Here is a 12754-nt window from a genome sequence, read left to right as displayed (position 1 = left end):
GGGCGGGGGGGGGCGGGGGGGGGGCCGGGGGGGCGGGGGGGGGGGGGGGCGCCCCCGCGGGCGGGGCCGCGGGCGGGGCCGGGGGGGGGGGGCCGCGGGGGGGGCGCCGCGGGGCCCCCCCCCACGTCCGTCGGTCCTACGGGGTGAGGCCGCGCTGCTGGAGCCAGGTCTCCGGGTCGACCGGGGCGCCGCCGCCGGGGCGGACCTCCAGGTGCAGGTGCGGGCCGGTGACGTTGCCGGTCGCGCCGACCTTGCCGATCTGCTGGCCGGCGGTGACCTTGCCGGAGCCCTTGATGATCGAGGAGAGGTGGCAGTACCAGATCTCGGTGCCGTCGGGCAGGGTCTCGACGATCCGGTAGCCGTACGAGCCGGACCAGCCGGCCGAGGTGACGGTGCCCTGGCCGACGGCGTAGACCGCGGTGCCGGTGTCGGCCGCGAAGTCCAGGCCGGTGTGCAGGTGGGCCCAGTAGCGGGCGCTCTGGCCGTAGTGGGCGGAGAGGTCGTAGTCCTTCACCGGCAGGGTGAGCGCGGCGGCCTTGGCCCGCTCGGCCTCCTCGGCGGCACGCTTGGCCTCCGCCTCCTTGGCGGCGGCCTTGGCCTCGGCCTCCTGGGCGGCCTGGACCCGGGCGCCCTCCTCGGCGGCGGTGCGCTGGCTGTCGGCCTGCTGCTGGATCCGGGCGGCGAGCGCGAGGCCTGGGTCGGCGGCCAGGGCGACCGTCTCGTCCGGGGCCTCGACGGCGGGCGCGGCGGCCGGGGTCGCGGAGGCGAAGCCGGTGGCGCCCAGGGTGGCGGCGACGGCGGTGACGCCGAGCAGCGGGGAGGCGCCGCGGGTCTGACGCGGCATCCGGTGGCGGTTGGCCTCGGCCTCCGGGGCGAACGGCTCGGCCGGTCCGGCGGACCCGCCGTCGCGGGGCTCGGCGCCGTGCGGGCCGGGGTGGTCGAGGAGCCGGGTACCGGCTGCGGGGCCGGCCGGGTGTGCCGGGGTGTGCGTCGACGCCACGGAGGCGCGCTCCTTTCCTTCCTTCGCGCCTACCGGGTTAGCTGACGGGTTCGGAGCAGGAAGGTCTCCTACGGCCGGGCCGGAGCCCCGCCGATTCACCCCAAGGAACGTGGTTCCCCGGCTCCCTGACCTGCCCGGAGGCCGGTCGGTGGGATTAGGCGACGGCGCACGGTGCCGTCTGGGTACGGCATTGACGACCGCGCTGCGTTATCAGACGTTAATCCTAGGACGCTCCGATTCCAAGCCATCCGCTCGGGGCCGCTGGGGAACAGGTGATCGGACGTCAACGAACGACCCCTCAGCCACCCGGTCCATCTGAGTACTCCTACTCATGTGCGACCCGGCCGCCCCGCCGCATCCTGGCGCCATGAGCACACCGATGCAGTCACGGACCACGGCCGCGTACTTCGTCCAGGCCGTCCTCTCCTTCGCCCTCTCCGGCACCGCCCTCGCCGCCGGGATCGCCTACCTGCCGGTCGGCGGCTGGACCCGGGCCTTCCTCGGGATCGGCCTCCTCTACACCGTCACCTCCTCGTTCACGCTGGCCAAGGTGGTCCGGGACCGGCAGGAGTCCTCGGACACCGTCGCCCGGGTCGACCAGGCCCGGCTGGAGAAGCTGCTCAGCGAGCACGACCCCTTCCGGGTCGAGGGGGCGTGAACGGAAGGGCGCCCCCGGTACCGGCCGGACGCTTGACGGCTAAGGCTATTAGCCTTAGCTTTATGGCTACAGGCAGAAACGAGCGAGTCGGCGGAGGCCACCATGAACGGCACCAGCACCCCGAGCACCCAGTACCTCGACGTCCCCGGCGGCCGCCTCGCCTACGACGACACCCGGCAGGGCGACGGCACCCCCGTCGTCCTGCTCCCCGGAATGCTCGACTCCCGCCGCGCCTACCGGCACCTGCACCCGCTGCTCACCGCCGCCGGCCACCGGGTCGTCACCATGGACCTGCGCGGCTTCGGCGACTCCTCGATCGTCTGGGACGACTACGGCCCCGCCGCCGTCGCCACCGACGTCCTCGCCCTGCTCGACCACCTCGGCATCGAACGGGCCGTCCTGGTCGGGCAGTCCTACACCGGGGCGACGGTCGTCAAGGTCGCCGGCGACGCACCCCAGCGGGTCGCCGGGATCGCCCTGATCGACGCCTTCGTCGAACACCGGGCCAACGCCCTCATGCAGGGCGTCATGGTCGTCATGGGCGCCGCCATGGTCCGGTGGCCCGGCGTCTGGGGCTTCTACCTGCGCAAGATGGCCTACCCCGGCCCCCGCCCCGCCGACCTCGACGGCTACGTCGACGGACTCGTCGCCGCCCTGCGCACCCCCGGCCGGCGGACCGCCACCCGCGGCCACGTCACCGGCGACTCCGCACCCGTCGGCTGGTGCGCGGCCGTCCGCTGCCCGGCCCTCGTCCTCATGGGCAGCAAGGACCCCGACTTCCCGAAGCCCGAGGCCGTCGCCGACCTCCAGGCCGAGAAGCTCGGCGCCCGCAAGGTGATGATCGAAGGGTCCGGGCACTACCCGATGGCCGACAACCCGCAGGCCGTCGCCGACGCCCTGTTGCCCTTCCTCGCCGAACTCGCCTGAACCCCCGCCCGTACGGAGAAACGAAGCCATGCCCCGCGTAGGACTGACCCCCGACCAGGTCGTCGACCACGCCCTCGCCCTCATCGACGACCAGGGCGGTGAAGCCCTCACCCTCGCCTCCGTCGCCACCCGGGCCGGCGTCGCCACCCCCTCGCTGTACAAGCACGTCAGCGGCGGACTCGGCGAACTACGGCGCCTCATCGCCGTCCGGGTCACCGAGGAGCTCGCCGACCGGCTCGCGGACGCCGCCGTCGGCCGCAGCGGGGACGACGCCGTCACCGCCGTCCTACGCGCCTACCAGGCCTACGCCACCGCGCACCCCCACCGCTACGCCGCCCTCCCCCAGGCACCCCAGCCCGACGACGACCTCACCCGCGCCGCCACCCGGCTCGTCGGCGTCATCATCGCCGTCCTCCGCGGCTACGGCCTCGACGGCCCCGAAGCCATCCACGCCGCCCGCACCGTCCGCTCCCTCGCCCACGGCTTCGCCTCCCTCTCCATCGCCGGCGCCTTCCAACTCGCCGAGGACCTCACCACCACCCACGACCGCCTCATCACCACCCTCACCACCGCCCTCCACACCTGGCCCGGCACCGCCACCCCCGCCTGACCACCCCGGGCCCACCCCCACCCGCACAGCACCTGAGCGGCGCAGGAAGTCGGCCCAACCGACTTCTGGTGCGGCGGGGCTGCCGGTCGGCCGACTTCTCGCGACCGCAACCCCGCGAAACCGCACCGCAGAAGCCCACCGGAGCGGAGCCCGGACCGCGCGCAGGAAGTCGGCCCGGCCGACTTCCAGTGGCGCGGGCTGCTGATCGGTCGACCTGAGCGGGCAACGGCCGCCAGCCCATCGACCAACCCGCGGGGCCGGAGTAGTGCGCAGGAAGTCGACCTGGCCGACTTCCTGCGCAACACCACGTAGGCAGGGGGCCTACCGGGCGACCGGCACACGCACCTCGGGCCACAGAGGAACGCGGCGGCGTCGGCGGGCGCACCAGAAGTCGGGCAGGCCGACTTCCCGCGCTCGCCGCTCCCACGGAACCCCACCGCAGAAGCCCCCAGGGCAGAGCCTGGGCCACGCATTGGAAGTCGAGCCGGCCGACTTCCAGTGGCGCGAGGCTGCCAGCTGGGCCGGGGAAGCGCACAGGAAGTCGACCTGGCCGACTCCTGGCGAGGCGAGGTTGCCCGCTGGGCCGGCGCGGCCGGGGGAGACTGGCCGACTTCCTGCGCAGCACCACGTAGGCAAGGGGCCTACAGGGCGACCGGCCGCGGGCCTCGGGGGCGGAGAAGCGCGGCGGCATTGGTGGGCGCACCAGAAGTCGGCCCCATCGACTTCTCGTGCGAGGCCGGTCGAGAAGGAGCCCGGCGGGGACGACCGGGGCAGCCGAAGGGCGCGGCTCTACCGATCGGCAGGATCAGGCGGGCGCCTCGGCGAGGAGGCCGGTCTCTCCCACAGGCGGGGGCTGTGCGCAGGAAGCGGCGGAGGGAGCACGGAGCTGCGGGCTTGCCGGGTGACGGGCAGCCGAGAGGCGGCGGCAAGAAGCGGCGCGCCAGAAGTCGGGCGGGCCGACTTCTGGCGACAGCGGGTTGCCTGGTTGTCGAGCCGCTGGGGCGAGGGCATCGCCGTAAGGAACCGCAGCAGTGTCGGCGGCCGGCGCTCAGGTGCGCACCGGAAGTCGGGCGGGCCGACTTCTGGTGCGTGTGGGGCCGGAACGGGCTTGGTGGAGACGGGTGGAGCGCAGCAGTGGGCGCCTCGGGGGGAGGAGGGTTGCGGGGCGGCGGGCGGGGGCGGGTGGGAGTGGGAACTGCGCTGAGGGGGGTGGGAGGGGAGGGGTTAGTGTGGCCGGGCTGACTGGTGGTCACGACAGGGGACCGCCCACGCCTTCGCGGAGGTTCCGGGTGCCCGCACTGATAGCGAGGGTGCGGCGGTGGTACGGCCGGGTGCTGGACGGGGACGTCCGGGCCGGGCGGGTGGCGCTGGGGGTGCTGCTCGGGGTGACGGTGGTGCTGGGGGTGCTGCCGGTCCTGTTGCCGTACGGGTGGCCGCCGTCGGCGCTGGTGCTGCCGGTGGTGGGTGGCGGGTTGGTGCTGCGGCGCGGGCAGTTGCGGGTGCTGGTGTGCGCGGCGCTGGCGGGCGGTCTGCTGGGGGCGGTGGTGCAGGACCCGCACGGGGTGCGGCTGGGGGTGACGCTGGTGGTGGCGGCGACGGGGGCGACGGTGCTGACCGCGAACCGGTTCCGGGACCGGCTGGGACTGCGCGGCACCCAGGGCGATTCGATGCTGCTGGAGCTGGCGGAGCACAACCGGGCCCTGGCCCGGCTGCCGGAGCGGCTGCTGGACTGGCACTTCGACAGTGCGCTGGCCCCGGCGGGCGGCACGTCGTTCTCCGGGGACTTCCTGCTGTGCGCCCACCGGCCGGAGGAGGACCTGCTGGAGCTGGTCCTGGTGGACGTGTCGGGCAAGGGCAGTCGGGCGGCGGCCCGGTCGACGCACCTGTCGGGGGCGTTCGCGATGCTGCTGGGCCGGGTGCCGCCGGAGGCGTTCCTGCCGGCGGCCAACGACCACCTGGTGCGGATGGGCTGGGAGGACGACTTCGCCACGGCCGTGCACCTGGCGCTGCACCCGGCGACGGGCCGCTACCGCCTGTTCAACGCGGGCCACCCGCCGCCCGTGCGGTTCTGCCGCCGGTCGGGCTGGGTGCCGTCGGAGCACGGCGGTCCGGCGCTGGGGCTGGTGCCGGGGGCGCCGTACCCGGGGGCGTCGGGGCGGCTGGCGTACGGGGATTCGCTGCTGCTGTTCAGCGACGGCCTGGTGGAGGTGCCGGGCCGGGACCTGGACGAGGGGGTGGGCCGGCTGTTGGCGGCGGCCGAGCCGGAGGTGCGCACCAATCCGCCGCAGCGGCAGGCGGTCCGGGGGGCGGCGGGCCGGCTGGTGGAGGCGGTGGCACAGGACGTCGCGGACGACCGGACCCTGGTCCTGGTGCGGCGGCTGAGAGCGACCGCGGACCACGGAAATGGGGTATGAAGATTTGGTGTCCTCTCCCGTTCGTAGTCCGATGCGCTGCGTGCGCCTGCTGCTCGGCTGCACCAGCGCCGCCGAGCTGCTCGGCACCGTCCTCGCCGAGGGCCCGAACTGGATCACCGGCGAGGGCTCCGCGCTGTACCTGCTGGACCCCGCCGGGATGCTCCGGCTGACCGCCTCGCACGGGCTGCCGGACTGGGCGCACGAGCGCTACGGCCTGGTCGACCCGGCCGGCGAGCTGCCCGCCGCGATGGCGCTGCGGCTGCGCCGCCCGTACCTGCTCAGCCCGGAGCACACCAGCGTCGACTACCCGAACCGGAACGCCGGCATGGGCACCGGGATGGTCGCCGTGGTCAGCCTGCCGCTGGTGGTGGACGAGCGGCCGATCGGCGTGCTGGCCCTCGCCCTGGCGCACCGGGGCACCGTCCCGGGGCGCGACCTGGACGTGCTGGAGACGATCGCCGGGGCCTGCGCCCACCGGCTGCACCACCTGCTGGACCACGTCCTCGACCACACCGGCGACCGCACCGGAAACCGCACCGCGGAGCGGCCCCCGACCGCCCCGACCGCCCCGGACGCCGCCCTGGCCCACCCGCTGCTGTCGCTCGCGGTGCGGGCCGCCGGGCACGGCGCCTTCGAGCGCGACCTGGTCACCGGGGAGAGCTACTGGGACGCGGCCGCCTTCGCGGTGGCCGGCCGGCCCGTCGACCCGGACGGGACCGCCCCGGAGCTGGAGCGGATCGTCCACCCCGAGGACCTGCCGGACGTCCAGGCGGCCCTGGCGGAGGCGCTGGCGAGCGGGGGCCGCTACCGGATCGGCTACCGGATGCTGCGCCGGGGCGGGAAGGTCGCGCGGGTCGAGGAGTCCGGCGAGGTGATGCTGGACGTGCACGGCCGCCCGGTGCGCATGGCCGGGCTGATCGCCGACGTGGAGCACCGCCGGGCGCGGGACGCCGAGCCGCCGCACGACCCGGCCGGGGCCCGGACGGCGCTGCTGCTGTCGCTGACCCGGGCGCTGTCCCGGGCGGTGACCGTCCGGGACGTCACCGCCGCCGTCACCGACGTGGCCCGGCCGGCGCTCGGCGCCGCCAGCATCGTGCTGGACCTGGTGGACGAGGGCCGGCTGCTGCCGGTCTCGCACACCGTGTACGGCGGACCGCGCCGGGCTGAGCTGACCCGGCTGGCGGACCTCTCCGAGCAGGTGATGCAGCACTCGCTGGCCCGCTCGGCCCCGCTGTTCAGCCAGCCCGGTGGCGGACCGGTGCGGCCGGACGCCCCGGCCGCCTGGGCGGTGCTGCCGCTGGTCGCCTCCGGCCGGCAGGTCGGCTCCTGCCTGATCACCTTCGCCACCGAGCGCGCGTTCGGCCGCGCGGACCGCACCCTGTACTCGACCTTCGCCGGCATCCTCGCGCAGTCCCTGGAGCGGGCCCGGCTGTACGACACCCACCACCACCGGGCCGGTGAACTCCAGCGCGCGATGCTCCCGCGCACCCTGCCCCGGCTGCCGGGGATCGCCAGCGCCGCCCGCTACCTGCCGAGCACCGAGGGCATGCAGATCGGCGGCGACTGGTACGACCTGCTGAAACTGCCGGACGGCCGGATCGGGCTGGTCATCGGCGACGTGCAGGGCCACAACGCCGAGGCGACCGCCGTGATGGGCCAGCTGCGCAGCGGCCTGCGGGCGTACGCCACGGACGGGCACGACCCGGCGGCGACCCTGGCCCGGACCAGCCGGCTGCTGTCCGAGCTGGACACCGAGCTGTTCGCGACCTGCCTCTACCTGACCCTGGACCCGGCCGACGGTAGCCTGACCGCGGCCCGGGCCGGCCACCCGGCACCGGTACGGATCGCCGCCGACGCCACGGCCGTCGAGCTGGAGCTGCCGGGCGGCCCGCCGCTGGGCGTGGACCCGGGGCAGCCGTACCCGCTGGCCACCGGCCGGCTGACGGGCGGCGAGACCCTGCTGGTCTACACGGACGGGCTGGTCGAGGACCGGGAGGAGGACTACGACGAGTCGGTGCACCGGATGATCGGCGGGCTGGAGCTGTGGGCCCGGCAGACCGGCCCGGAGCGGATCGGCGCGGCCCCCGCGCTGGAGCGGCTGGCCGACCTGCTCACCCTGAACGTGACCGAGCGCCGCTCCCGGCCGGACGACGTGGCGCTGCTGCTCCTGCACCGGATGCCGCCCGAGGCCTGACGCACGAGGCCCGGCACCCGGCACCCGGCACCCGAGGCCCGGCACCTGACGGCGCGCGCTCCTGCACCTGATGACGCCGGTTCGGCGACACCGTGCACACGGGCCCCACACATCACGGGACGCGAACCGGCCACCACGCGCCACATCGAGGGGGGTCGAAAGACCCTGGACGAACGATCGGACGGCTTGTCAGGGCCCCGCGATCGCGGTCGAACGACGCGGGAACGGCGGCGTATTGACTCGATATTGACGAGATCCAGTCACATGGCGAGATCCGTTCACACCTTCGTAGGATCATCGCCCTAGAATTCGCGGCGTGACGATGACTCAGTGGTGCGCAACGGCTACCGGCGTGCTCGCCGTCCTCGCCCTCGTGGCCGCCGCGCGGTACCGCGCCGTGTCCGTCACCCAGCGCGGCCGGGCCGACCGGCTGGCGGGCGAGCTCGCCCGGCTCCAGGAGCAGCTGGCCGCCGAACTCTCCCGCCGGGGCGCCGACCTGGCCGCCGTCCAGCAGGAGCAGGAGCTCACCGCCTCCAGCCAGCGGGCCTTCCTCAGCGTCGCCCGCCGGATCCTGGTCATGGCCCACGACCAGCAGGCCCTGCTCGACGAGATGGAGCGCACCCACGACGACCCGGCGCTGCTGGAGGGCCTGCTCAAGGCCGACCACGCCGCCGCCCAACAGGCCCGGCTGGCCCAGACCCTGGCCGTGCTGTGCGGCGCCCGGGCCGGGCGGCACTGGCCGGAGCCGGTGTCGCTGGAGGACGTGGTGCGCGGCGCCCAGTCGCGGATCCTGCCGTTCCAGCGGGTGGTCGTCCGCAGCCGGATCGAGACCGCGGTGGTCGGCGCGGCCGCCGAGGCGCTGATCCACGCCATCGCCGAACTGCTGGACAACGCGACCCGCTACTCCCCGCCCAGCACCCAGGTGTTCGTCACCCTGATGCCGGTGCACAACGGCGCGGTCATCGAGATCGACGACGGCGGCGTCGGCATGCCGGAACAGGCCGTCGCCAAGGCCGCCGCCGCCCTCGCCGGGGGCAGCAGCCTGGAGGTCTCCCGGCTCGGCGAGGTGCCCCAGCTGGGACTGGCCGCCGTCGGCCGGCTCGCCGAGAGCTACGGGTTCCGGGTCACCCTCAGCTCGGCGCCCTCCCCGTACGGCGGCGTGCGCGTGGTCCTGCTGCTGCCGAACGCCCTGCTCACCGAGCCGCTGCCGCCCACCGTGCCCGGACTCGGGCCGGACGACCGGGCGTTCACCCCCGACCCCCGGCCGCTCGCCGGCCCCGACCACCCCGGCGCCGTTCACCCGCTGGTGGAGGCCCCGCCCACCAGCCGGGCCCCGGCGGCCGACACCCCTCCGCCGCTGCCCCGCCGGAGCCACCGGCGCGACCGTGCGAACCGACCCGCCCAGCACGCCGCTCCCCCACCCGCGCCCGAGCCGCCGTACCGCTCGGCCCGGGACGCCCAGGCGTTCATGGCGATGTTCCAGGCCGGGACGGCCAGCGGCCGGTCGGCCGCCCGCACCCGGGCCCAGGGCCCGCCCGGCCCGCACTGAGCCGGCCCGGCCCGCACCGAGCCCGCTCCCGTCCCGCTCCCCCGACCTCCCCCCGACTTCCCCATCGCCCCGGAGAGTTCCATGACCACCACCCCCGATCTCGGCTGGCTGCTCGCCGACATCATCGCCGTCCCGCAGGTCCAGCACGCCGTCGTCGTCTCCAACGACGGTCTGGAGATCGGCCGCAGCGCCGACATCGCCCGGGAGGACGCCGAACGGCTCGCCGCCGCCTGCTCCGGGCTCCAGTCGCTGGCCCGCGGCATCGCGACGGGCTTCGGCGGCCCCGGCAGCGCCACCCGCCAGATCATCATCGAGTACGGCGGCGGCTACCTGTTCGTCGTCGCCGCCGGGGCCGGCGCCCACCTGGCCGTGGTGACCAGCGAGGCGGTCGACGCCGGGCTGGTCGCGTACCAGATGCAGGTCCTGGTCGAGCGGATCGGCACCCACCTCACCAGCCCGCCGCGCGTCGACCACGCGGCGGGGGGGCACCGGTGAACGGGCCGGTCCGGCCCTACGTCATCACCGGTGGGCGCAGCCGCCCCACCCGCGCCGACCTGGCGATCGAGAGCCTGGTCAGCGCGTTATCAGATCCCCCGGCACTGCCCGAGCACGTCCTGCTCAACCGGGAGCACCGGCGCATCCTCGGGCTCTGCCACAGCCTGCTGTCCGTCGCCGAGGTGGCGGCCCACCTGGGGCTGCCGCTCGGCGTCGTCAAGGTGCTGGTCGGCGACCTCTGGGACCTCGGCGCCGTGCAGGTGCTCCCGCCCGTCCCGCAGGCCGAACGCCTGCCCACAACCCTCCTGGAAGAGGTGCTCGTTGGCCTCCGCCAACTCCGCTGAAGCCCCCGCCGACGTGCCGGCCGGACCGCAGTACCTGCCGTCCTCGGTGCAGGGCGCGGTGAAGATCCTGGTCACCGGCCCGTTCGGGGTCGGCAAGACGACCCTGGTCGGCTCGCTCAGCGAGATCACCCCGCTGCGCACCGAGGAGACCATGACCGCCGCCAGCAGCGGCGTGGACGACCTCACCGGGCGCAGCGGCAAGACCACCACCACGGTCGCGCTGGACTTCGGCCGGATCACGCTCAACTCCCGGCTCGCGCTGTACCTGTTCGGCACGCCCGGGCAGCAGCGCTTCTGGCCGCTGTGGGACGACCTGTCGCGCGGCGCGCTCGGCGCCATCGCGATGGTCGACCTGCGCCGGCCGGACGAGAGCTTCGACGTCCTCGGCCGGCTGGAGGAGCAGCGCATCCCCTTCGCGGTGGCCGTCAACACCTTCCCGGACACGCCGAGTTACCCGGAGGAGGAGCTGCGCTCCGCGCTGGACCTGCTGCCGGAGGTGCCGATCCTGTACTGCGACGCCCGGGACCGGCGGGCCTCCTACGACCTGCTGATCGACTTCGTCGACCACCTGCACCGCAGCTCGCTGCTGGAGCTCCAGCCGTGACCGCCCCCGAGCCCCCGCGGCCCTCCGGCTGCCCGGTCGCGCACGGCACCGGCGGGCCCCACGGCGCCGGCGGTCCGTACGGCACCGGCGGTCCGTACGGGACCGGAGCTCCGTACGGCGCCCCGCCCGGTGGCGGGCTGCCGGTCGGCGTCCCGCTCACCCCGCTGTACGGGCAGGCCGTCGCCGACGACCCGCACGGCCTGTACGCCCGGCTGCGCGAGCGCTACGGCCCGGTCGCGCCGATCGAGCTGGAGCCCGGGGTGGAGGCCTGGCTCGTCCTCGGCTACGCCGAACTGCTCGAACTCACCCGCAACGAGGCGCTGTTCTCCAAGGACTCGCGGCAGTGGCGGGTGCCCGCCGAGGGCCGGCTGGCCGCCGACTCCCGGCTGCAGCCGATGACCGCCTGGCGGCCCACCCTGCTCAACCTGGACGGCGCCGAGCACCAGCGGCTGCGTGCCGCCGTCTCGGACACCCTGGCCCAGATCGACCACCGGCAGCTGCGCGAGACCACCGAGGCCGCCGCCAACGGCCTGATCGACAGCTGGGGCCCGGACGGCACCGCCGACCTGATCGGCCAGTACGCCCGCGCCCTGCCGCTGCTGGTCTCCACCCAGCTGGTCGGCCTGCCCACCGGCAGCGGACCCCGGATGATCGAGCTGATCAGCCACTTCGTCGACAGCGGGCCCGAATCGGTGCGCGCCGCCGGGGAGTTCCAGAACACCCTGGTCGAACTGGTCCGGCAGCGCCGCACCGCCCCCAGCGCCGACCTCACCTCCTGGCTGCTCGCCCACCCGGCCGCGCTGACCGACGAGGAGGCGGTGCACCACCTGGTGGTGATGATGGTCGCTGGCAACGAGACCTGCATCAACTGGATCGGCAACACCCTGCGGCTGCTGCTCACCGACCGCCGCTTCCGGGCCACCCTGACCGGCGGGCGGCTGACCGTCTCCGACGCGCTGGAGGAGGTGCTCTGGCGCGACCCGCCGACCCAGAACTTCCCCGGCCGCTGGGCCACCGGCGACACCGTCCTCGGCGGCCAGTACGTCAACAAGGGCGACATGCTGGTGCTCGGCCTGGCCGCGGCCAACGCCGACCCGGCCGCCCAGGGCACCTCCTCGGCCGCCCAGGGCTCGCTCGGCGGCAACCGGGCCCACCTCGCCTGGGGCGCGGGCCGGCACGTCTGTCCGGCCCAGCACCCGGCCCGGATCATCGTCGAGACCGCGATCGAGACCCTGCTGCACCGCCTTCCCGACCTCCAACTTGCCGTACCCGCAGGCGAGTTGACCTGGCGTCCGTCTCCGTGGTCACGGGCCCTGGTCGCCCTCCCGGTGCTCTACAGCGCCTTCACCCCGCCCCGCCCGCCAGCCCCCGAAAGGCCCGCATGGACACCGCCGACGACCCCCGCGGCCCCCGCCCCGAGCCCGTCCGACCCGAGCCCGTCCGGCTCGACCCCTTCGGACGCGACCAGCACGGCGAGAACGCCCGGCTCCGGGCAGCCGGCCCGGCCGTCCTGGTGGAGCTCCCTGGCGGGGTGGTGGTCTGGGCGGTAACCCACCACGACACCCTCCAGGCGCTGCTGGCCGACCCCCGGGTCGGCAAGAACCCCCAGCTGTGGACCCTCTTCCGGGAGGGCCGGCTGCCGTACGGCTGGCCGCTGCTCAACTTCGTCACGGTGCCCGGCATGATCACCGCCGACGGCGAGGACCACAAGCGGCTGCGCGGGCTGGTCAGCCAGGCCTTCACCCCGCGCCGAACAGCCGCGCTGGCCCCCGCGATCGAGGCCCGGACCGTCGCGCTGCTCGACGGGATCGCCGCGCTGGAGGGCGAGTTCGACCTGCGCGAGCACTTCGCCTACCCGCTGCCGATGCAGGTGATCGGCGAACTCCTCGGTCTCGCGGCGGAACAGCAGGACGAACTGCACCACCTCTCCGACACCCTGGTCTCCAGCTCGGCCACCCC

At 75.1% G+C, this 12754-nt stretch carries 11 protein-coding genes, 1 pseudogene and 1 riboswitch; of the genes and pseudogenes, 11 read left to right on the top strand and 1 reads right to left on the bottom strand.

Translation table 11 applies throughout. From position 1 onward, the window contains the following. Positions 1–136: 136 nt before the first annotated feature. On the bottom strand, positions 137–1000 hold the full coding sequence (locus ACFXPX_RS41390; RefSeq protein ID WP_380530210.1) for a M23 family metallopeptidase: 864 nt from the start codon (positions 998–1000) through the stop codon (positions 137–139). A 12-nt stretch (positions 1001–1012) separates the two neighbouring features. Next, positions 1013–1171, bottom strand: a riboswitch (cyclic di-AMP (ydaO/yuaA leader). Positions 1172–1367: 196 nt separating this feature from the next. On the opposite strand from ACFXPX_RS41390, the gene ACFXPX_RS41385 reads away from it, so the two are divergent. The 11 genes and pseudogenes from ACFXPX_RS41385 to ACFXPX_RS41335 form a co-directional block, all read left to right on the top strand. Further along, positions 1368–1658, top strand: coding sequence for a YiaA/YiaB family inner membrane protein (locus tag ACFXPX_RS41385; protein ID WP_375892903.1), 291 nt, complete (start codon positions 1368–1370; stop codon positions 1656–1658). A gap of 102 nt (positions 1659–1760) precedes the next feature. After that, a complete protein-coding gene (locus tag ACFXPX_RS41380) occupies positions 1761–2585 on the top strand; it encodes an alpha/beta fold hydrolase (RefSeq protein ID WP_380408015.1) in 825 nt (274 codons plus the stop codon). A 28-nt stretch (positions 2586–2613) separates the two neighbouring features. Beyond that, entirely contained in the window at positions 2614–3195 is a 582-nt protein-coding gene (locus ACFXPX_RS41375; protein ID WP_375892899.1) for a TetR/AcrR family transcriptional regulator, read from the top strand. Positions 3196–4484: 1289 nt separating this feature from the next. Further along, on the top strand, positions 4485–5609 hold the full coding sequence (locus ACFXPX_RS41370) for a PP2C family protein-serine/threonine phosphatase (protein ID WP_380530205.1): 1125 nt from the start codon (positions 4485–4487) through the stop codon (positions 5607–5609). 7 nt (positions 5610–5616) lie between these two features. Then, positions 5617–7803, top strand: coding sequence for a SpoIIE family protein phosphatase (locus ACFXPX_RS41365; RefSeq protein ID WP_380644915.1), 2187 nt, complete (start codon positions 5617–5619; stop codon positions 7801–7803). A 322-nt stretch (positions 7804–8125) separates the two neighbouring features. After that, the gene (locus ACFXPX_RS41360) at positions 8126–9352 is read left to right on the top strand and encodes a sensor histidine kinase (protein WP_380530241.1); all 1227 of its coding nucleotides are present in this window, start codon (positions 8126–8128) and stop codon (positions 9350–9352) included. 81 nt (positions 9353–9433) lie between these two features. Next, positions 9434–9847 (top strand): roadblock/LC7 domain-containing protein, encoded by a 414-nt coding sequence (locus ACFXPX_RS41355; protein ID WP_380644914.1) that lies wholly within the window; start codon positions 9434–9436, stop codon positions 9845–9847. After that, positions 9844–10191 carry a DUF742 domain-containing protein gene (locus tag ACFXPX_RS41350; protein ID WP_375892891.1) on the top strand — a complete coding sequence of 116 codons (348 nt, stop codon included), beginning with the start codon at positions 9844–9846 and terminating at the stop codon, positions 10189–10191. Before ACFXPX_RS41355 ends, ACFXPX_RS41350 begins: the two co-directional genes overlap by 4 nt. Next, positions 10169–10795: an ATP/GTP-binding protein gene (locus ACFXPX_RS41345; protein WP_380408005.1), complete on the top strand. Its 627-nt coding sequence runs from the start codon at positions 10169–10171 to the stop codon at positions 10793–10795. Before ACFXPX_RS41350 ends, ACFXPX_RS41345 begins: the two co-directional genes overlap by 23 nt. Further along, positions 10792–12345, top strand: a complete 1554-nt coding sequence (locus ACFXPX_RS41340; RefSeq protein ID WP_380595001.1) for a cytochrome P450 — start codon at positions 10792–10794, stop codon at positions 12343–12345. The genes ACFXPX_RS41345 and ACFXPX_RS41340 overlap by 4 nt, the downstream gene beginning before the upstream one ends. Next, a pseudogene (locus ACFXPX_RS41335) lies at positions 12330–12754 on the top strand (cytochrome P450); the annotation flags it as partial. The gene ACFXPX_RS41340 and the pseudogene ACFXPX_RS41335, both read left to right, overlap by 16 nt.

Source organism: Kitasatospora sp. NPDC059146 (genome assembly GCF_042786665.1).
Taxonomy (GTDB): Bacteria; Actinomycetota; Actinomycetes; order Streptomycetales; family Streptomycetaceae; genus Kitasatospora.
The sequence above is the reverse complement of the archived record's forward strand: the minus strand, read 5'-3'. Positions and strand labels throughout refer to the sequence as shown.